Annotated in this window: 16 protein-coding genes; 5 read left to right on the top strand and 11 right to left on the bottom strand. The window is 44.2% G+C overall.

The annotated features are described in order from the left end of the window. Window positions 1-34: 34 nt before the first annotated feature. The 3 genes from MKY23_RS14680 (at window position 35) to MKY23_RS14670 (ending at window position 3,504) form a co-directional block, all read left to right on the top strand. Entirely contained in the window at window positions 35-1,630 is a 1,596-nt protein-coding gene (locus MKY23_RS14680; RefSeq protein WP_339830415.1) for a hypothetical protein, read from the top strand. Between the two features lie 77 nt (window positions 1,631-1,707). Next, entirely contained in the window at window positions 1,708-2,598 is an 891-nt protein-coding gene (locus MKY23_RS14675; protein WP_090916142.1) for an ABC transporter permease subunit, read from the top strand. A gap of 15 nt (window positions 2,599-2,613) precedes the next feature. Beyond that, window positions 2,614-3,504 carry a carbohydrate ABC transporter permease gene (locus MKY23_RS14670; RefSeq protein WP_090916140.1) on the top strand — a complete coding sequence of 297 codons (891 nt, stop codon included), beginning with the start codon at window positions 2,614-2,616 and terminating at the stop codon, window positions 3,502-3,504. Window positions 3,505-3,550: 46 nt separating this feature from the next. Here the strand turns inward: MKY23_RS14670 and MKY23_RS14665 are convergent, their stop codons facing one another. The 9 genes from MKY23_RS14665 to MKY23_RS14625 form a co-directional block, all read right to left on the bottom strand. Next, window positions 3,551-5,305: a sensor histidine kinase gene (locus MKY23_RS14665; RefSeq protein ID WP_336119967.1), complete on the bottom strand. Its 1,755-nt coding sequence runs from the start codon at window positions 5,303-5,305 to the stop codon at window positions 3,551-3,553. Window positions 5,306-5,316: 11 nt separating this feature from the next. Then, window positions 5,317-6,945 (bottom strand): response regulator, encoded by a 1,629-nt coding sequence (locus tag MKY23_RS14660; RefSeq protein ID WP_339830403.1) that lies wholly within the window; start codon window positions 6,943-6,945, stop codon window positions 5,317-5,319. A gap of 295 nt (window positions 6,946-7,240) precedes the next feature. Then, window positions 7,241-8,599, bottom strand: coding sequence for a glycoside hydrolase family 30 beta sandwich domain-containing protein (locus MKY23_RS14655; protein ID WP_339830400.1), 1,359 nt, complete (start codon window positions 8,597-8,599; stop codon window positions 7,241-7,243). Between the two features lie 15 nt (window positions 8,600-8,614). Further along, complete coding sequence (locus MKY23_RS14650) at window positions 8,615-10,258, bottom strand: sugar ABC transporter substrate-binding protein (protein ID WP_339830397.1); 1,644 nt, start codon at window positions 10,256-10,258, stop codon at window positions 8,615-8,617. A gap of 51 nt (window positions 10,259-10,309) precedes the next feature. Next, on the bottom strand, window positions 10,310-11,197 hold the full coding sequence (locus tag MKY23_RS14645) for a carbohydrate ABC transporter permease (RefSeq protein WP_339830394.1): 888 nt from the start codon (window positions 11,195-11,197) through the stop codon (window positions 10,310-10,312). Window positions 11,198-11,211: 14 nt separating this feature from the next. Continuing rightward, complete coding sequence (locus MKY23_RS14640; RefSeq protein ID WP_339830391.1) at window positions 11,212-12,201, bottom strand: ABC transporter permease subunit; 990 nt, start codon at window positions 12,199-12,201, stop codon at window positions 11,212-11,214. A 133-nt stretch (window positions 12,202-12,334) separates the two neighbouring features. After that, the gene (locus MKY23_RS14635; protein ID WP_154888906.1) at window positions 12,335-13,360 is read right to left on the bottom strand and encodes a LacI family DNA-binding transcriptional regulator; all 1,026 of its coding nucleotides are present in this window, start codon (window positions 13,358-13,360) and stop codon (window positions 12,335-12,337) included. Between the two features lie 220 nt (window positions 13,361-13,580). Next, window positions 13,581-15,959: a glycoside hydrolase family 95 protein gene (locus tag MKY23_RS14630; protein WP_339830387.1), complete on the bottom strand. Its 2,379-nt coding sequence runs from the start codon at window positions 15,957-15,959 to the stop codon at window positions 13,581-13,583. 331 nt (window positions 15,960-16,290) lie between these two features. Continuing rightward, window positions 16,291-17,250, bottom strand: coding sequence for a nitronate monooxygenase (locus MKY23_RS14625; protein ID WP_339830384.1), 960 nt, complete (start codon window positions 17,248-17,250; stop codon window positions 16,291-16,293). Window positions 17,251-17,408: 158 nt separating this feature from the next. Here MKY23_RS14625 and MKY23_RS14620 point away from each other — a divergent pair, with 158 nt between their 5' ends. Continuing rightward, a complete protein-coding gene (locus tag MKY23_RS14620; protein WP_090916121.1) occupies window positions 17,409-17,780 on the top strand; it encodes a helix-turn-helix domain-containing protein in 372 nt (123 codons plus the stop codon). Between the two features lie 105 nt (window positions 17,781-17,885). Here the strand turns inward: MKY23_RS14620 and MKY23_RS14615 are convergent, their stop codons facing one another. Then, the gene (locus MKY23_RS14615; RefSeq protein ID WP_339830379.1) at window positions 17,886-18,869 is read right to left on the bottom strand and encodes an alpha/beta hydrolase; all 984 of its coding nucleotides are present in this window, start codon (window positions 18,867-18,869) and stop codon (window positions 17,886-17,888) included. A gap of 380 nt (window positions 18,870-19,249) precedes the next feature. Further along, window positions 19,250-20,548, bottom strand: coding sequence for an NCS2 family permease (locus tag MKY23_RS14610; protein WP_339830376.1), 1,299 nt, complete (start codon window positions 20,546-20,548; stop codon window positions 19,250-19,252). Between the two features lie 420 nt (window positions 20,549-20,968). On the opposite strand from MKY23_RS14610, the gene MKY23_RS14605 reads away from it, so the two are divergent. Beyond that, on the top strand, window positions 20,969-22,357 hold the full coding sequence (locus tag MKY23_RS14605; RefSeq protein ID WP_339830373.1) for an alkaline phosphatase: 1,389 nt from the start codon (window positions 20,969-20,971) through the stop codon (window positions 22,355-22,357). Window positions 22,358-22,363: the final 6 nt, after the last annotated feature.

The following is a 22,363-nucleotide window of genomic DNA, read 5'->3' as shown; positions in this document are numbered from 1 at the left end:
CCTAAATATGACTTGAACTTGAGGGGGAACGTCAATGAACCAAAAGATGAAGCTTCTAATCATGTCGGTGAGTATGTCCGCTCTGCTCATCACAGCTTGTAGTGACACGGGAAAAGGTAAAACACAGACCGACGCGGACGATGACGGCACAGGTGCAGTCACCATTCATACGGTCACATCGGAGTACAGTTCAGCGAAATATCCAAAGGGCGATGATATCACCAATAATGTCTGGACTCGCCGGTATAAAGAGAAGTTAAACATTAACGTCAAGACGGACTGGGTCAGTGATGAATATGAAACAAAACTCAATCTCGCCATCTCTTCCAACGAACTACCTGACGTTTTCCGGGTGAATCCTTCTCAGTTACGCCAATTGGTTGAAGCCGATATGGTCATGGATTTGACAGAAGCCTTTGAACAGCATGCCTCGGAACGTCTGAAAGGTTATATGAAAGCGGATGCAGACAGCTACGAATCAGGAAAAAAAGACGGGAAGCTCTACGGTATACCGCAGATGCACTGGGGGTTAATTGAACAGCCCGACTTTATCTGGATCCGGAACGACTGGAAAGAAGAACTTAAACTTCAAGATCCGAAATCCGTTGAAGATATCAAAAATATGGCACTCAAATTTATGGAAAAACACGGCGGATACGGCATGGCTGTGGATCAATCCCTGGACTACCTCAATCTGCTTGCCATTGCATGGAATGCACATCCCGACATGTGGATTGAAGATAATTCGGGAAAACTCACCTATGGCTCCATTCAACCTGAAATGAAAAATGCGCTTGCCGAGTGGGCGGAGTGGTATAAATTAGGCATTATTGATCCCGAATTTGCAATTAAAGACTTCAACGCGATGAATGCCGATATCGTTGCTGGTAAAGTAGGCATCCAGCCTTACTATCAGTGGTGGGGGTATAATCCGGGCGTAGATACGATTGCCAATCTGGGCAAAGATTCGATCTTTTATCCGTATCTCATTCCAACCGTGGACGGTAAGGAAGCAAAACAGTCGATCTTTTTTGCCAACAACAACTACATTGTTATGAAAAAAGATGCCGCCAATCCGCAAGCGGTGATCGAAATCCTGAATGATTATGCCTACATCGTAGATGAAGGTAACGGCAAGGAAAAACCGGAGACACTGTCTGCCCTGCTCGACAATGATATTGCCCACGTGGTTGGTGCGTTCCGTGTACTTAATCCGAATTCGGACTATGAGCAGTTTGAAGCTGTGTCCAAAGCTCTTGAAACGAAGGATACAAGCGGACTTACGACTTCAGGAATGTGGCAGAAATACAATAATAGCGTGGAGTTTATTAAAAATGCGACACCGGGAGCAACTGGCGATTATTTGCAACAGGGTGCTCCGAAGAATGCATATGGTCTGGCCAAAAAAGTGCTTGATAGCAACAACTATATCAAAACCGCGCTATGGGGTGTTACGCCCGAAGCTCTCTCCAGTTACGGCACAACGCAGGATGACATTCTGACCGAAGGATTTACCAAAATCATTATGGGCAGTGAAAGCATCGATTATTTTGACGTGGTCGTACAGAACTGGCGAGCAGCTGGTGGAGATAATGCCATTGAAGCAGTCAACGAAGCCTACGGGAAATAAAGCATTTGCGGTGTGAAGCCGGAGGGGGTGAGCCCGTTCTCATCCCCTCTTTTTGATAACTGAACGGAGGAAAAGCCATGCTGAAAAAATGGAAGCAGCAAAGTCCTTACCACCTCATGTTGATCCCCAGCGTTGTGCTGGTATTTATTTTTAGCTACATCCCGTTCTATGGACTCATTATTGCGTTTCAAAAATATAACCCCGGTCTTGGCTTTAACTCACCGTGGGTCGGATGGGACAATTTCACGCATGTATTCAATCAGCCTAACTTTGTGAGAACGATCTGGAACACCCTCTACATGTCCATATTCAAAATGCTTGGCGGCATTGTCGTGCCGGTTGTTTTCGCACTGCTGCTGAACGAAGTCTTGCACAACGGGATCAAACGCACCTTTCAGACCCTCGTGTATATACCGAATTTCTTGTCTTGGGTCATTATGGCGGGTATCATGCTGGATGTTCTAAGTGCGAATGGCATCGTGAATACGTTTCTGAGTTTGTTCGGCGTCAAGCCGATCTCTTTTCTCGGTACCCCTTCCATCTTCCCATGGACAATGATCGTGAGCGACATATGGAAGGGTTTCGGTTTTGGAACGGTCGTTTATCTGGCGGCTTTAACCAGCATTGACCCCGGACTATATGAAGCCGCAGTGATCGATGGAGCCAAGCGTTGGAAGCAAACACTCTATATCACCCTGCCCCTACTCATGCCAACGATTGTTCTGATGTCTGTGCTTTCCCTTGGAAACGTGTTGAATGCCGGTTTCGACCAGATTTACAACCTCTACTCTCCTGTCGTTTATCAGACCGGTGATATTATCGATACTTATGTCTATCGTCTGGGGATACAGCAAGCCCAATATTCCATTGCGACCGCCGTTGGATTATTCAAATCCGTGATCTCCTGCATTTTAGTCGCTGTCTCTTACATTCTAGCTTACCGCGTGGCGGGTTACCGTATCTTCTAAGGAGGGCATATTCGCATGATTTATGATAAAAGTATAAGCAGACGCGTGTTTCTTATTATAAATTACACCATCCTGCTGACCATCTCGCTCCTCTGTGTGTTGCCATTTGTGAATTTACTCGCTGTGTCCTTCAGTAGCAGTTCAGCGGTATCGGCTGGTAGTGTTACCTTCTGGCCTGTCGAGTTCACAACCAAAGCTTATGAGTTTGCCCTTTCTGGTGGCGCGTTTTATTCCTCGCTATGGGTTGCCATCCAGCGAACAGTTCTGGGCACGCTTGTGAATCTGGTGTTAATTGTGCTAACAGCCTACCCTCTATCCAAAACCAAACAGAAAGTGATGGGGCGCAACGTCTACATGGGATTTTTTATCGTAACGATGCTGTTTAGCGGCGGTTTAATCCCGACGTATCTGGTTGTGGTGAAAATGGGACTGATTGATTCCATCTGGTCTCTGATTCTGCCAGGAGCGCTCCCCGTGTTCAGCATGATTATTCTGATGAACTTTATTCGTGGACTTCCTGAAGAGATCGAAGAATCGGCTATCATTGACGGCGCAGGCCCTCTGCAAGTGTTGATCCGCATTATGCTGCCGCTTCTCAAACCTGCGCTCGCGACGGTTGGATTGTTCAGCATTGTGGGTCACTGGAACTCCTGGTTTGACGGCATTATCTATATGAACAATCCCGCCAACTATCCGTTACAGAGCTATTTGCAGACGCTGCTTCAAAGCTTTGAGCAGATGATGCTGAAATCCGGATCGGATTACACGCAACTGTTATCCATGATGAATGCCCGGACAGGGCGAGCCGCGCAGATGTTCCTCGGTGCGATACCGATTCTGCTGATCTATCCGTTCTTGCAAAAGTATTTTACCAAAGGACTGGTACTCGGCAGTGTTAAAGGTTAAAGTGTGACATCAAGGGCCACTTCGCATGCGACTGTCTAATCCACATTCACTTGTTATCTGGTAAACAGGAGATCGCTGGAAGCAGAATTGCAAACGTTGTTCCTTTGCCGACCTCACTTTTCACCTGTATCCCATACGGCTCACCGAAGTGAAGTTGAATACGCCGTTGTACATTATAGAGGCCTATCCCCCGGCCTCCATTTCCTGTTTCATGCTTTTCCTCCATCAAGCTTCGTACCATACTCTGATCCATGCCGGTTCCATTATCACAAACTTCAATGCAGATGTCTTCCTCCTGAGATCCTATTCGAATCGTAATTACGCCATCCTCTTCGATCTCGGCCAGACCGTGAAAGAACGCGTTCTCGACGATGGGCTGCAGGATCATTTTAGGCATTGCATATTGTAGCAGGTTCTCATCGATCTCATATTTCATCTGAATACTGCCATAATATCGAACATTTTGGATAGTCACGTAATGTGCAATGTGAGTTAATTCTTCACGAATCATAACGAGACTTCCATCAGACTTGGTGGCATATCGGAGCATAGAGATCAGTGCATCGGTCATATCTACAATTTTGTCGGCCTGTTGCATGGAAGCGATCCATTTCACGGAACCTAAAGTATTATACAGAAAGTGCGGGTTAATCTGATCATGCAGTGCCCGCATCTCGGCAGCGGCTTTCTCGATCTCTTCCTGCTGCATGCGTTCCACCATTCGTTTCAATTCATGGGACATTCGGTTGAATCTGGTGGATAAATGACCAATCTCATCACGAGAGCGAATATCCTGCACCTGCTCAAACTGCCCCTTTTCGACAAGACGTATATTGTTTAACAGCTTTTTGATGGGACGTGTAATGACGTGAGACAGGAAAATGGAGATCACCGCAGCAAAAAGTGACATGACGATCGCTAGCGTTACGAGGTTTTTACCTAGTATTCTACCATCGGCAGTTAGCTCTTCCAGCGGCATATAGACATATGTAGTCCATTTCTGCTGACTAAGCGGACTCTTTACCACGACGTTGGTTGCTTCGGATGGACGAACGTTATCCCGAAACAAGGTGCCAATTAACTGGTCGTTGACGTTGTAAACGATCTTTTCGTCCTCATCAATGATCATAAATCTGGATCGAAGTCCTTCCTGCAAGTTACGATTGACGATTTCGATAAATTTAATATCGATGCTAACTACCATCACGCCAAGCAATTTGCCGTTCGTGACATCATGAATTTTTCGTGCATGGGACACGGCCAGCACTTTATTTTCGAGTTGCTTGTCAACCCGGGTTGTTAACGTGATCGTACGCTCATCCTCATGCATAAACTTCTTGAACCACAGCTCATTTCTCACATTGAAGGCCTTGTCAATCGGTTGATGTGGACTTACAAACAGATCTTCTCCTCCGTTCATATTGTAGAGATAAATGGAAAATACACGATCCTTCATCATGATGTAATTCATTAGTATGTTATATGCCGAGATTTCGTTTTCTTCATTACTTACGCGCAGAAAATCCTGAATCGGAAAGCTTCCTTCATGGGTAGCAGATAAACTGTCACTGAGACCATTACTTGCAAGCAGTGTGATCTTTTCGATTTCTTTCAAAAACTCGTCGATGCGAATGTTCGTCTGTTTGGTCAAATCGCTAAGAAGTGTGTTGTAATTCTGTGATAATAACCTTTCGGAAGAGTAGTACGAATTAATAGTCATCACAACGACAGGAAAGATGATGACGATCATACAGATCACCATAATCTTGTATTTAATCTGAAAAGGCCGCTTATATTTCATCGATCACACCTCTATTTCCGAATGGCATGCACATGCTGCTGTTCCCGATATTCCTCTGGCGTAAGCCCTGTGTTCTTTTTGAAAATCTTACTGAAATACGTGTAGTTGTGATACCCGACTTTATCGGCAATCTCATATATTCTCAGCTCTTTGCTGAGCAGAAAAGCCTTCGCATGATCAATCCGAACCCGGGTCAGATAAGAGATGAAATTTTCCTTCTTCTCCTGCTTGAACAAACGGCTTAAATAGGACGGATTCACGTTAATCTGGCCAGCTACACTTTGCAGGGAAAGATCCTCTGCATAATAACGGTTGATGATGTCTATGGCGAGGTCTGTATATTTGAATTCGTGTGTGACCTGGGAACTGGCGCTAAACGTCTCCGTGATATAAGTCAGCACATTCTGATGGATATCCTCCCAATGCTCCCCGTTTAGGACAATCTCATAGGGGGATTTCTCCGTCATGGAAAGCTTGCTTCGTGATGTGCTGTTCAGCAAATGGGCGTGCATTGTTTCGAGCAACGTAAGGTATTGCTTGCGGATACTGTTCTCGCCTGCCCTTACGGTCTTCAGGTCAATGTAGATTTCTTCAACAAATTGCCGGGCCTCCTCCTTATTTTTGCTCATACAAATTTTCATGAAATGTTGTTCCTGCTGCGGACTCAGCAGATGTTCAACGTCTTTCCTGTTCGGAGTTTCACGTACCTCATCAACATATAGGATCTGGCTTTCACCCGTAAAAAAGCGTTCCTTAAGCGCAAATTCTGCCTCCTGACATGCTCTCCGCAACGACACAAAGCCGAAACAAATCGAACTTACTCCCGCTGTAAGCGACAGGTTCATAAAATCCTTAAGGGAAGTGAGCACTTTACGAATCAATTTGTTCAGATCAGCATGTGCATCCGTGTTAGATCCGACGTTAACCACCACCCAGTATTCAGACGAGCTTTCCACAAAAATCTCCTTTGCCCACCGGGATGGAATAACCTCTTCCATAATGTTGAGTATCGAGAAACGGAGCAGCTTCTCCCCTTTTTCAATGTACTTGCGTTTAACCTTCTCATAATGATTAACGATGAATTTGATGACGACCAGCTGATCTGACTGGATACGAAAATGGAGTTCCTCCGCTTTGGAAAACATCTCTTTTTCATGGATGAATCCGCTTACAATATCTTGGAAAAAGCTATCCTTCAAATATCGGATACTCTTGGAATAATCGGAGGATACATAGGGTAAGGCGTTAAATGGATGGCGTTCACTTTGCAGCTTCTCCCGTATATTTGTCAAAAACTCGATAAGCGATTGCTCGTTAATTTCGCTTTTAATTAAGTAATCGGTGGCACCGAACTTTAAAGCATTTTTCACGTAATCTAATTCATCGAAATTGCTCAGAATGACGAATTTACAGCTTTTTAACGATGGGGATAATGCTTTGATTAATGCTAATCCATCCATAACGGGCATTCGGATGTCTGTAATGATCAAGTCAGGTACCTTTTCAAGCGCAAGCTCCAGTGCTTCTTTTCCATTACTAGCCTCACCTGCTATACAAAAACCGTATTCTTCCCAGTTCAGCATGGAACGAATGCCCACGCGCATTAGCAATTCGTCCTCCACAATCATCAGTTTATACATGGAAGTCCTCCAAAGTTGGTTATTTATACACGAGCCATCACCCAAAAAATTCAGGGACAGATACATTCTATCTTGTACTTTATTCGGACTGCATGTATGAAATCCCCTTAAAAGGTTAGAAAAATGATCAGAAAACGATCAAAAAATACACAACAGATTAGAAAACAGATATAAGACCGCCAAAGTTGGCGGTCTGTATGGTTGACACTATTGCTCTTTAGTAATGTCGAGAATACATGCTGAGGCAGGTGTTCTCATTTCTACAACCATTAGGTCATAGCCGAGCTACTGCCCTTTAATCGTTCGATATTAATATGGATATAGCACTTTTGGATTCCATGTATACAACAAGGCTCTCTTGATCTTGCATTTCAATCTTAACCTGTTTGCCTTCTTGCTCATCGTTAAACAGTACCAATGCTGTGCTTCCGTCCGTGTTGCGAAAAGCTACCGTGTATATGGAATCATCGCTGGACACCGATTGGATTTGAACCGCTTTAGGGCGAATCAAAGCACTGAAATGAGCTAGCGCGTAATAATCCAGCGTGTAGACAAGCTCTCCCGTCTGTTGGTTAATCTGCACAATTCCACGGCACGTGCTCTCTCCAAAACCCGGCACCGTTGGGCCGTTATGTTCGTCCAGTGCCATATTCCACAGTACGAGTGACTTGCTATAGTTTCGCAAAATGTGAATGCCTGTTCGAATCACATTGGAGAACGCTTGTTCAAAAGGCGGAATCCATTCCCCTCCAGAACCTTCGGTGAAGTGCACTTCTTTTCCCGCAAAAGCTTCGTACACTTTGGATTGGGCTGACGCATCTCCCCCATACCAATGCCAAGCCACTCCATCCACGGCTTCTCCTGCTTGTTCCAGAACGGTCAGTGGATAATCCGGACGATCCCAGTTGTGATCATAACACAGGATTTTGGTGGCAAGGTTGTTGCGCACGAAAGCTGGCTTGAGATGATTGACAATGAACTCTGCTTGCACCTCAGCAGGCATCAGCATACCTGGATAATGTCCAGGTTCATATAAAGCCTCATTCTGCGGGGTGATTGCATAGATTGGCAGACCGTGAGCTGCATAGGACTGAATATATTTTACAAAGTACTCCGCATATGCCGGATACCACTCAGGCTTGAGCTGGCCTGTAATCATCGAGCCGCTTGTTTTCATCCAGCCGGGTGCGCTCCACGGCGAAGCGAACAGTTTCAGCTCGGGATTCAGTGCAAGCGCCTGCCGGGTTAACGGGATGATATCCGCTTCATCATGTGCAATGCTGAATGTGGTTAATTTCGGGTCTGTCTGATGGTCGGGCAGATCGTTGTAACTGTATACCGTGCGGGCATAATCCGAAGCGCCCATCGGATTGCGAATAACCGACAAACCGATCCCTTCTGTAGGGTGGAAGAGCCGTGACATCACTTCAACCCGCTGTTCATGCGTTATCTTTTGATTCATCAAATATGCCGCAGCATCTGTAAATGACGCTCCGAACCCGTCCATCTCCTGGTACGTTTGACGATCATCCAGTTGAACGGTTACGACCATCGAATCAGCGTCCATGGACTTGATCGGATTGTATTCCTCGGGGGGAACAAGACGAAACAGGTCATTTTCCCCCGTAGTTTTGAACATTTTAAATGTTGTCATCGCAAAGCCTCCTCATTATTGCATGCCTAATTTCTCTTTATTCTGCTTCATCTTCTCGCTACGGATTTTCACAATGTCAGGCCAGCGATTTTCCTCCAAGAACGATTGATATGCGGCAAGGGCGTTGTCAAACGAGGCATCATCCTTCGAACGCAACATGCTTACCAGTGTTGAGTTCCATTTGGTGTTAATGGCGGACAAGGCGCGAGCTTCCGGTGTTCCCAGGTTCGGATTGATATTTTCCAGAATAAAATGAGGTGTCAGCTTGCCTTTGCCCCATGCTTGCATTTGTTTAATGGCCTCGGGAAAGGCATCGGCACTCAGCGCCTTATGACGGTCATGACCGAAAAACATAAATTCACCCAGGCGATAATCCTTCTTGAATTGATCCGCATTATGCAATTGCATGTCCTTCACTGCCGGAAGTAACTCCACCGTACCGTCAGCTTTTTTCTTAAACGTCTCTCCTTCAACGCCATAGTTCATCAGTATCTGGCCTTCTTCACTCAGCAAATACGTGAAAATTTGCATCGCTTTAGCCGGGTCTTTGGCATCCTTGGAGATGAAATTAATCATCCAGCCTGTAATACCGGACTGATTCAGAGTCGGTGCGTTGCCCTTGGTACTTTGCGGCCCATCAATAGCGATGTACTCTTTGCCTTCGTTGTCACTCATGTAGATCTGAAGATTTCCGCCCTGTTGAGGTGTACCGTCGAGCAGCATCGCCGCATATTTACCGGATTTCACCTTTTCTTCAAAGGCCGTACCGTCATCCGCAAAACTGTCATCACTAATATTGCCGTCTCTGTATACAGCGTTTAAGGTTTTCAGCCAAGTCAGATAATCTTCGTCCAGATTGCGGTCATAAAACTCTCCGTTTGCCGTCTCCAGGGGTACGCCGATAAAATCCTGTAACGCATCGCCAAGCGAACCGGTGCCTCCACCGATGGCGTTAAAGCCAAACGGAATAAGCGATGGGAACTTTTCTTTGATCTGTTTCATTACACTTTGGAATTGCTCCGGTGTTCCCATGACTGGACTGCCTAATGCTTCATATACGTCTTTGCGGATGATAAAGGCAGTCTTGGCTGGAATGTTACCGCTATCATAATCTGCTTGTGTGTTGGAGTAATTCGGATAACCGTAAGTCTTGCCATCCGCTTGCTGGAACCACTTCATCGTGTCCGCAGCCGCGACCTTGTTGAAAAACGGATCATATTTCTCAGCCAACTCATTCAGAGGTATGGCCCAGGTTGATGCTTTGCTCACAACTTGCGAATTGGAATCAAACACCGTCAGCAGGTCAGGCATATCTCCGCCGGCGAAAAAGGTATTTAATTTGGTATCATCACCTGTAATAAATTTAATGTTAATGTTCAAGTCTTCCTTAATTTTTTTGGTGACAATGTCTTTGCCAAAATCGGTGTTCCACCAATCTGCATTAACGTACCAGGTCAGATCGGTCACTTCCTCCTTTTTATCGAGCTGCCATGCTGGTTTCTCCGGATCAACCGTATAGCGATTCTCGATGGATACCCAGTTTGCTTCACTCGATCCATCGGAACCACCGCTGCATCCCGTAATCATTAATACAGCTGTCAATAATGCTGCACATCCTTTAACCCCTCTTTTGCCCAGTACCCGGTGAATATTAAACATGTGTTTTCCCCCTCGTAGTCGAATATAAATCGTTGATGTGAATCTATCGTTTTATTCCTTAACTGCCCCAAGCATCATGCCTGAAATGAAATATCGTTGCAACAAAGGATAGAACAGTACAATTGGCAATGTGGTAATGACGATGGTGGCAAGCTGCACGCCTTTGGTTGTTGTTTCGATCACGACAGACCCGCCCACGTTCTGCATGGACTGTGTCTGGGATTGCACAATAATTTCATATAACATCATCTGTAACGGGTAAAGCGATTGGTCTGTGATATACAGTTTGGTCGTCATAAAGTCGTTCCACTGCCCTACCCCGTTAAACAAAGCAATCGTTGCCATTGCCGGCATGGATAGCGGGATAAAGATTTTGAGAAAGATATGCCAGTCTCCAGCCCCATCCATCTTTGCCGACTCTTCGAGTGAATCCGGTACATTACGGAAGAAATTCATCAGGATGACGACATCGAAGAAACTGAACAAAGCCGGAATAATATACACCCAGAAGCTGTTCAGGAGACCGAGTGCCTTAATGAGCAAAAAGGTTGGAATCATGCCGCCGGAGAAAAACATGGTAATTACACCCATGGCTACATACAATTTGCGTCCTCTCAGGTACTTTTTACTCAAACCGTATCCGACCATGGCGCAGAAGAATACATGTGTCACGACACCGATTAACGTTTTGGATACCGAGATGAAGAACGCCTGCCAGATGTTTGAATCATTAAACACCGCTCGGTAGTTTTCCAGCGAGAACTCGGGTGACCAGAAGATGAATCCACCTTCTGCCAGTGCTTTGCCTGAACTAAAGGACGAGATGATGACATTCCAGAGCGGAATAATAATGACGATGGTACAGATTATTAAAAAAATGATATTGAGCGTATCAAAAATCCGGCTGTCCAGATCTTCTTTGGCCGCTTTTCCATTCATGAGGGAACCTCCTTCTACAGCACAGACTGGTTGTCATTTAGCTTGCTAGTTATTTTGTTTGCAGTGACGAGCAGAATCACAGATATGATGGAAACACCCAAACCTACGGCGGTAGCATATGAAAAGTCACCCTGCGACATCCCCATGCGATAGACATAGGAATTAATGACTTCGGCCTTCTCGCGGTTCTGTGAGTTCATAAGCACCAGCGTTTGGTCCAGATTCGAACCCAGCAATCCGCTGACCGTCAGAATCAGATTCAGGCTGATAATGGATTTCATGTTAGGCAAGGTGATATTCCAGATCTGACGCATCCGGCTGGCTCCGTCGATTTTGGCGGCCTCATAGTACGTAGGATCGATCTTGGACATGATGGCGAGATACAAAATGGTGCCCCAGCCAGCCTCCTTCCAGATATCCGATAACGTGGCGATCCACCAGTACTTGCCCGCGTCCAGCAATATGTTTTGCGGCTGTGATATGATGCCAAGACCGAGCAGTAGTTCATTGAACAAGCCGGTTGTGGAGAACCAGGTGATAAGCATACCGCCCAGCACGATCCATGAGAGAAAGTGAGGTAAATATGAAACCGTTTGCACGAATTTCTTGAATCGTCCGCTGTTCAGCTCGTAAATCATAATGGCCAGAATAATCGGAATGACAAACCCGATACCTAGCTTCAAAAAGCTGATACCCAGCGTATTCACAACAGCATCCCAGAAGTATTTATCTGACATAATGATTCTGAAGTTATCCAGCCCCACCCATGGGGCACTGGACAGCGTATCAATGACGGTGTAATTTTTGAAGGCAATCGTTAATCCGTAGATCGGTATGTAACAGAAAACAATCATGAATAGAATGCCGGGCAGAACCATGGACTGGATCTCCCATTGTCTGGAAAAATCGATCCAGAACGTCTTGAACCGTTGCTTGGACGGCTCTTTGCCACCGGGTCTAAGAGGTTGCTGCTGTCTGTCTGCTGTAGTCGTCAAGTGACTCATGCTTCGTTGCTCCCCTCTGTATGTGTCGATAGATGCATGTATTCCATTTTATAAAAACGTTTTTATTTTATCCGAAAAAACTCCCTTCTCTGTAATATAAAATGAAAAATGGACCCGACGAGCCTCTCACCCGTTATTTACGGCCATCTCTCCGGTTGTTCATTTTCACATGACTTGAACCGCGTACAATAAGTTCTCCAGATAACTTTTGCGCTATTCCTTGTTCCTGTCCCTTGATCATATTGACCAATTGCGTGACAGCTAGAATGCCTTGTCTTGCAATTTGGTTCCGAACGGTTGTTAAGGGTGGAGAATAATACGGAGCGATATCGATATCATCGAATCCGACTACACTGATGTCACTCGGAACCTCATAACCATGAGATTTTAATGCCTGTATGCATCCGATCGCACTCAGGTCATTGCCGGCGAGAAATGCATCAGGCAACTTGCCTGGATGCTTATGAATGAAGGATTTGATGGCACTGTAAGTGGCCTCTTCTTCAAAATACCCTTGAATAATGTAGTCCTCATCGACTGGAAGTTCGTATTCTCGAAGGGCCGCCAGATACCCCTCCCGGCGCTGTACACTGTCAAACATCTCATCTACACCGGAGATATAAGCAATTTTCTGATGACCGAGCCCGATCAGATATTTGGTTGCTTCATAACTGGCTACGTAAGAGTCAAAGATGACACTTCCCATTCGTTCGCTCTCATACACACGATCCAGGAATACCGCTTTAATCTTGTCTTTTTCCATGGACAGAATATCCTGTTCATCAATCCGAAGCTCTTCGTAGATGATTACTCCATCTACCCGCCTGCCAAGAATATTGCTCATAATCACATGTTTATCTTTGGTTACAAACACATTAAGTCCGTATCCGAGACGGTCACACTCACGCGACATGGCTTCGACTAACTTGTAAAAATACGGACCCGACACACTTGTAGTGAAAAAACCAAGCATTTTTGTCTGACCTGACTTCAACAGTTTCCCATTCAGATTGGGAATGTAGTTTAAACGTTCCGCCACTTTGAGCACATGGGACTTCGTTTCCGGATTCAGTACATCCACACCATTTAAGGCATTCGAAACCGTAGAGATCGAGACACCGGCTTCCCTTGCAACATCTTTAATTGTGATTTTTCCCATACATTCAGGTTCCTTTGCTATTAAAACGTTTTTATACATTCAAAATAGCATAAAACCGTTTTCAATACAACACTTAACTTTTCAAGTTTGTATCAAATGAAAACCGCTGACCATTCCTGATCAGCGGCATGACCTCCAGAACATTATATTGCTCTGGTGGTGAATGAAGTTATGACATATGAGTTAATCCACACGAACGACATTAAGTTTGAAGTTCATTTTATTCAAATCGGATAGTATATATTTGTCCTTTTTGCGTTGGCAGACTAACTTGATCGTCTTTCTCCTGAACGGTTTGTACAACCGTATCCCCTTGATATACTTTCAAGCCAGGCTCAACCTGCAAATAACATGTATTGCCCGTATGTGAGAGGACTTCTGCTTCAACTAGCTTACCGTTCTCCCAACTTAGGCTAACCTCAAACCCGCCTCTTGCTCTCAAACCTTTAACCGAACCTGTAGACCAGCGTTCAGGCAATGCTGGCAGGAAATCCAGATACCCCTGATGAGATTGCAGTAACATCTCTGCAATACCTGCGGTTGCCGCAAAGTTTCCATCGATTTGGAATGGCGGATGAGCATCAAACAAGTTCGCGTACACGCCACCCTGCTCATGTTTGCTTGGCTCGTAAGCTTTAACGAGTGTTAACAAATTGGAGATAAGCTGTTCAGCGCGATTCCCTTCTCCAAAACGAGCCCATAAACCGATTTTCCAGCCAAGACTCCAGCCTGTACCACCGTCACCCCGAACCTCGAGTGAAGTGCGTGCTGCCTGCATCAGTTCAGGAGATTTTTTCTTTGTAATCAGTCTTCCCGGGAACACACCAACCAAGTGGGATACGTGGCGGTGCTGCGGATCTTCTTCTGTGAAATCCTCGCTCCATTCCTGAAGGCGACCTTTTGGGTCGATCTGCAAAGGCAGCAGTTGTTCTCTCTTCGCTCGCAGGAGATCCACGAATTCCGCATCCGTTTGCAACACTTCAGCTGCTTGAATACAGTTTTCGAACAGCTCGGCAATGAGGGAAATGTCCATTGTAGTTGCCTCACTGACAGCTGTATGTTCTCCGTTAATGACAAATTTCATCTCTGGTGATGTTGATGGTGATGTGATCAAATGTCCTTCTTTATTCTCAATGAGCCAGTCCAGACAGAACAAGGCGGCATCCTTCATCAGTGGATAACCGGTCTCCTGCAAAAACTCTTTATCCTCTGAGAACGCATAATGTTCCCACAGATGCTGCGTCAGCCATACGCCGCCCATCATCCACAAAGCCCATGACGGATCACCTGCACCATAATCCCCTACAGGGGCTGTTTGTCCCCAAATATCCGCATTGTGATGGGCTACCCATCCACGAGCGCCATAGTTTACTTCAGCTGTTTTTCGTCCGTTTTCCGCCAGTTTTCCAATAAAATCAAGCAATGGTTCATGCAGTTCAGCCATGTTACACGTCTCTGCCGGCCAATAGTTCATCTCTGCATTAATATTCAATGTGTAGTTGCTACTCCAGGGTGCACGTGTTTCCTGATTCCAGATTCCCTGAAGATTGGCTGGTAACGTTCCCTGTCTGGAGCTGGCAATCATCAAATAACGGCCATAGTTGAACAACAACTCGACTAACCCTGGATCACTGCTACCGTATTTCTCGATGCGCTCATCTGTAGGCATGTCCTGCGGAGCAACACTTTCACCCAGGTGGAGTTGAACACGATTAAACAGCGCTTGATGATCCTGTACATGACGTTGACGCAAATCTGTATAATCACGAGTCATAATCTGCTTAATAACGTCCGCAGTCTTCTGTTTGGGGGAGGTTACGCTGTCCGCTTTTTGATTAGAGGATACATAACTTGTAGCCCCTGAAAAGTAAATGACCGCTTCCGTTGCACCAACGATTTGCAGTCCACCACCGCTTGAATGCAGTGTGCCTCCAGTATGAGATACTGCAAGTCTGCCATGGAAAGTCATCGCACGACTAGTTGCTTCATCTCCGTAACGAACAGGCACTTCAACATCGTGATAGTTCGGTGACACATACTCAGGAGCCATTCCAGATAGTTCATATTGAGCGTTCGCAGCAGAAGTTTCATGTCTCAGCGGACTGCTCAGCCTAGTATGAAAGTTAAGTCTTCCTTCTTTGCTTGCGGTTAAACGAATGACGATACCCTGATCGGGATGGGAAGCAAATACCTCCCTGTCATATCGTACTCCACCAATTTCATAGGAAACGCTTACAACACCTGTAGATAAATCCAGCTTGCGCTGATAAGTTTTTCGTTCACATAATTGTCCGTGTTCCATCACAAGTTCCAGATCACCAAATGGCAGGTACGATTGTGTAAAAGGCCCCATCATTTTTTTGCTAAGTTGATCCGCTTCTACGTACTGTTTACGGGCGATCAATTCCCTGATTTGAGGCAATACTTCACGAGCCTCCGGGTTATTCCAATCCTGTGCATAGCCTGACCATAACGTGTCTTCGTTCAATGCAATGCGTTCTTTTTCGATACCGCCAAAGACCATTCCGCCCAACTTGCCGTTACCGATAGGCAGTGCTTCAACCCAATAGGTGGCTGGAGTGCCAAACTGAATATTCATGCTGATCGTTACCTCCGAATGCACTTGATTTTTGGACAAACTCTAATTTTACTTGCTCAGGAATCATTATAACTTTCAATGCTAAGGGAAGATATATATTTAATAAAAATGAAGTGGAAAAGCTTAAACCAATGACAAATAAACCTTAAAATTCCATTTGTTACGAGGAGATTTTCCGTGATCTCAACACGGTATCTATTATGAAGTACTTGTATATAAAATTTCTGATAAGCAAAAAGCGGCACCTGGTCTGGTACCACTTTTTGCTGCGTATAGATTTTAGTTATCATAGTGGTGATGAATCCATTTTTGGAAAGCATAATCTTGCTAATTAATAACCTATATGGTTTATAATCTCATCTATAACTTCCTGACATGTCAATATTTCCCGAATCCCTCCTGCTGATGGAGAAACGCTAATTGTTCCTTGATCTAAATTCCCTAATAGGAGCGTCTCTTTATATCCATTTTTGTGGTACGGAACGGCATCTAGTGACTTCCCTTCATTAATGAGTTGATAAGCTTTTTTTCCTCCTGGAGTCGGGATTGTTCGCTCATAAACCCCATCCAGTTCGAGTATTTCTTCACTTTTGACATCAATAATGGCTTGCTTGGCGGCAGGACTCGCAGGATTTTCTACGGTTGCTATGAATCTAGTTCCCATGTAAACGCCTTGTGCCCCCATCGCAAAGGCTGCTTTAGCACCACGTCCATCGATAATTCCACCAGCCGCAATCACAGGCAAATTAACAACTGCAGTTATTTGGGGTAACAGCGTAAATAGACTAAGATTATACTGACTAAAATGTCCCCCAGCCTCGCTACCAGTAACGATAACTGCATCAGCTCCATGTTTCTCCGCCTCCAGAATGTTATGGACCGTAGGGTTAAGCGGCCTATAGATAACGGTTATACCTTGCTCTTTTAATTTTATCATTTCGCTCGCGACCATTTGGTTCCCAATGGCTACGACATATTTGACTTCTTCTTCAACTATGATATCAAAAAGCAATGAGCCAAATGGTAGAGTGCCACTGTCATCTAGGGGGAATATATAATTTACAGCGAAATTTTTATTCGTTAACTGCTTTACTTTACGGATCTCGTTTCGCAGGTTATCAGCATATTCTTTCAAATTAGTAGGATGTAGTTTTTGTCCAGCATTTGGTCCGAGTACCCCCATCCCCCCTGCATTACAAACAGCAGCTACAAACTCTGCTGAAGTTACCCAATTCATAGCTGCAGAAATAATGGGATATTCTATATTCAGTAATTCGGTAATCTTATTCATCTGACGAACTCCTTTATACGTATATTTCAAGCCTAGATTGAAGATTTTCTCAATGTCTTCTATACTAGCTGAGACCTCTATAAGTTAGTAGTAGGCAAAAATAATGAACATAGTCACTTTTTTAATACTATTGGATTATCATTGAGAGGAGGAAGTGTATGACTCGGATATGCAAAGACGGATTTCACGAAGAGTTTAGGGAAAAGTATCCTATCATTTTTGGCATGGCTTACACTCAACACGTGCTATCAGGGCGTTGGAAATTTCTCATTATATGGTTTTTGAAGGATCAAGCACGGCGATTTCATGAAATCAAGTCATTTCTGAATGACATACCGCAAGGTTCATTAACCAAACAATTGAGGGAATTAGAGGAAAATAGACTCATATCCAGACACGTATTTCCTGAAGTTCCACCGCGAGTAGAATACTCTCTGTCAGACAAAGGACGCGATCTCCTACCGATTTTAGATATGATGGAAAAATTCGGATTGAAGCACGGGGAGATTACTCAGATAAAGGAAGCTTGAGAATTATATTAATTGATCCAGTGGAAGCTTCTACCGATAAAACAAAAAAAGCCGCTAATATAGCGACTCCTATGGGGAGATGTTTTTCCCCTTTACAACTTTACTTTATTTTAATTGAACACTCTTCATATAAGCTTTGAATTCTGCTGCAATCTCTTTGTACTTTGTATGATGCAAATAGTGCGAGCCTTCCATCGGGATCATTTTGCCCTGATCGGATTGTTTGATCTGCTCCTCATGTAGCGGTATCCAATTGGGATTCGCAGTATTATTGGACTGAACGAAAAGCAACATCGGCAAATCGCGAGGATAGGTCAGTTTCTCTGCATTTTTGAAGTTAGAACCCAGATTTTTCAACTCATTTATTAAGGTCGCATTGCTCGACACCTGATTCGAGATCAGGTTCATCTGCTCTATGGTATGCTCATCATAGTCCATGGATTTGTAAGGATCTGAACTCACATTTTTGAGGAATCGCATCAGACCTGATGTTTGAAGGAACTGCATCGATTTCAGAGGTAGTTTAACATCCATGCCAGGCTGATTAGGAACACTGCTGTCTATACCGATAAATGCGATCACTTCACCTGGATAATCTTTTACATAAGATGCACTATACAGTCCCGCAATAGAGTGCCCCATAAGAATATAACGGTCAAGACCTAGTTGCTCCACAGCTTCATGTATTTCGCTAACGATATTTTCAGAGGTACGTTCTTTGTCTGTACGGTCACTTAATCCATAGCCAAATGGTTCAATCGTTACCACTTTATAATCTGACGTTAATTGGTCAATTAATAGTTTGAAATCCAACACCGGAGATGGGGTTCCTTGTCCCGGAAGCAGCACGATGGTCTGTTCTCCGTGACCTTGAATGGAGACATTCATGTTTTTGCCATCCACTTGCACATACTGCCCATAGGATTCTATCTTTTTCTTTTCCATTCCATTGCTAATCACATGGATCACAAATACGATGCCCATGAATAATACGAGCGCTCCGATGATTCCCCCGAATATTTTTAATAATAACTTACGTTTCCTTCCACGTTTCTTCTCTGTCTGCTTTATTTCTACGATTTCTTCCATTCTCATCTTCTCCTGTCCCTTAGTCTGTGTAACTGTCTTGGTGACTTATTTACAGTATAGTGAGACAAGATGTTGCCAGCGTGACGCCAATATGAACGGAATATGAACTGGCATATATAAGTTGAATTGGTTTACACAGTCCACTCCGATGACAGAATAACCTGGAGAGTAGCTGTTATCACCAGATTTTTTTGGATTCCCTTTTCCAAAGGGGAAAATCCGGTGATAAAGGCGAGCGCTCCGCTTTTCCAGGTTTTTTCTGTCCTCTCCGTTTTTGTGTAAATAAATCATTCATTTTGTATCGTTTTTAAGCAGTATACATGAAAAAAAAGAACTGCTTATATAAACGCAGCTCTCTTTGCCATGTTCAAGACCGTTTCTTAGTGGTCGAGGAATACAAGTTGAATGAAGAACAGAATTGCAAAAATATAAAAAATCGGATGAACATCTTTGCCTTTGCCACGAAGCAGCTTGAGCACAGGATAGAAAATAAAGCCAATTCCGATGCCTGTTGCAATACTGTGCGTCAGCGGCATCAGAATAATGATTAGGAACGCCGGGAATGCCTCTTCCAGATCACTCCAGTTCATTTTACTAATCACACTGATCATAAAGAAACCAACAATAATGAGTGCCGGGGATGTAATTGCCGGGATGCTCGAGATGACACTTACGATTGGACTAAAGAACAAAGTCGCGGCGAGCAAGATACTTACCGTCACCGCAGTCAGTCCCGTTCTCCCTCCTGCGGCTACACCCGTACTGGACTCAATATAAGCCGAGGTTGGGCTTGTTCCAAGCATAGCACCCGTCGTTGTACCAACAGCATCAGCGAGCAATGCGCCGCGGGAACGTGGGAACTTACCATCTTTCAACAATCCAGCTTGTTCCGCCACCCCAAGCATCGTACCAGTCGTATCAAATAACGTAATTAACAAGAATGTGAAAATGATCGTGTATAGTCCATTGGAGAAGACACCGGCCAAATCCATCTGGAACGCAGTTTCTCCCAGTCCTGAAGGCATAGCTACAATGGATGCAGGCATTTGGAACAGTCCCATGAACCACGCAATAATCGCGGTAATGACCATTCCGATAAACAGATAACCTTTCACATTATAAGCCATCAACGTAACGGTGATGATCAGCCCGATAAGAGTCAGATAGGTCATCGGTTGCGCCAGATTTCCAAGTGTAATCAAATTGGATTCCGAATTGGCAATAATACCTGCATTCTGCAGTCCTACCGTAGTAATAAATAATCCAATCCCTGCTGTAATGGCGTGTTTGAGACTTGCCGGAATAGCATCCAGCAGCATGTAACGAAATGAAGTCAACGATAAAATAATAAACAGAATACCAGCAATGAATACAGCACCCAGTGCTGTCTGCCAAGTTACCCCATAACCCTGTACAACACTAAACGCGAAAAACGCATTCAATCCCATGCCTGGTGCGATAACAATCGGATAATTGGACCACAATCCCATAATCAACGTTGCCACAATACTCGCCAGGATCGTAGCAATAAATACGCCGTTAAAGCTCATTCCCGTACCACTAAGAATTCCGGGATTCACAATCACTATGTATACCATCGTGAAAAATGTAGTAATACCAGCAATAATTTCGGTTGAAACGGTGGTGCCTCTTTCTTTCAGTTTGAACCAGTTGTCCATCGTCAAGCCAGCCTCCAACTTTCATTTTGTTTTCTTAGATTCTGCAGCACAGTTAAAAACAAAAAATCCTAATTGCCTATAGGATTGGAATTCTTACGCTCCTATATTCGTCATTAGGATCTGAACAGCTCCGAATGTGAAGATCAAAAAAAGAATTTTGTTTTTAATCTGAGGTGCATTTCGAATTTTATTAAAAATAACACGGGATGTCAATGGAATTCGAGCTTTGTTCACATTATTTACGAACTATTCAAGTTGATAAATGAGATTTTATTCGTTTTTAGGGTTTAGACTGATCTAAGCTTGTATGTAAGTTAATGTTGAATATTTTACAATCAGCGTACAATTGTGATGGTTTTTATTTACAAATGAATGATAATCTTCTTAAGGATGAACAAATGAACAAAGCTTCATGCATTCATGTTAAAGAGATATCGAGGAGGAATCGTTGTGAAATTGTCTAAAAAATCATTGCCTGCATTAGCTCTGACGTTGGCTGTATCAGCTGCTACTCTTCTTTCCCCTGGACAAGCAACTATCGCTAAAGCTGCCGGAACAGAGAAAAAACCAATCAAAAATATCATTTTCCTTATTGGAGATGGTATGGGAACATCGTATACATCCGCTTATCGTTATATGAAAGATAATCCTAAGACGAAAGTGATGGAAAAAACGGTGTTTGATCCGTATCTGGTAGGCGCTCAAATGACCTATCCCGACGATGACAAACAAAATGTTACGGATTCCGCTTCTGCCGCAACCGCAATGTCCTCAGGTGTGAAGACATATAACGCAGCCATTGCAGTGGACACGAATCAAAAGAATGTCAAAACCGTGTTGGAGCAAGCCAAACAGATCGGTAAATCAACTGGTTTGGTTGCGACTTCTGAGATTACCCATGCTACTCCAGCGGCATTTGGAGCCCATGATATCAGCCGCAAAAACATGGGTGCTATTGCAAATGACTACTACGACGAGTTGATTAACGGCAAACACAAAGTGGATGTACTGCTTGGCGGAGGAAAAACCAATTTTGTACGTAAAGACCGTGATCTTACGAAAGAGTTTCAAAAAGCAGGTTATAGTTATGTGACGGATCGTACATCCCTGCTCGCGAACAAAAACAAACAAGTTCTTGGCCTGTTTGCAGATGGCGGATTGGACAAATTTATTGATCGCACAAGCGCGACACCTTCACTCGCTGAGATGACGAATTCGGCTATTGATCGTCTTAAAACGAACAAAAAAGGATTTTTCTTGATGGTTGAAGGAAGCCAGATTGACTGGTCAGGACACGATAATGATATTGTTGGCGCAATGAGTGAGATGGAAGATTTCGCTAAAGCCTTTAAGGCAGCGATTGATTTTGCGAAAAAAGACGGACAAACACTGGTTGTAGCTACAGCGGATCACTCCACAGGAGGACTTACCCTGGGTAAAGATGGAGAATACAACTTCTTCGTAGACCCAATCAAAGCTTCACTGCGTACTCCTGACTTCATGGCTGCTCAAATTGCCAAAGGGGCTTCCGTTGATGAAACTTTGAAAAAATATCTCAAACTTGAGCTGACAGCTGAGGAAATTCAATCCGTGAAAGATGCTGCTCAAAGTGCTGATGTGACCAAAATTGATAATGCGATCGAAGCTATTATTGATAACCGCTCTTTCACAGGTTGGACAACAGGTGGTCACACAGGTGAAGATGTTCCGGTGTATGCCTATGGCCCAGGAAGTCAGCGCTTCTCTGGCTTAATTGATAACACTGATAATGCCAAAATCATTTTTGATATTTTGAAAAAGGGCAAGTAAACGATT

The sequence above is a fragment of the Paenibacillus sp. FSL R7-0272 genome (assembly GCF_037969905.1).
In the GTDB taxonomy this organism is placed as follows: domain Bacteria; phylum Bacillota; class Bacilli; order Paenibacillales; family Paenibacillaceae; genus Paenibacillus; species Paenibacillus polysaccharolyticus.
Note: the sequence above shows the minus strand (reverse complement) of the source record. Positions and strands in the feature narration are given on the sequence as shown.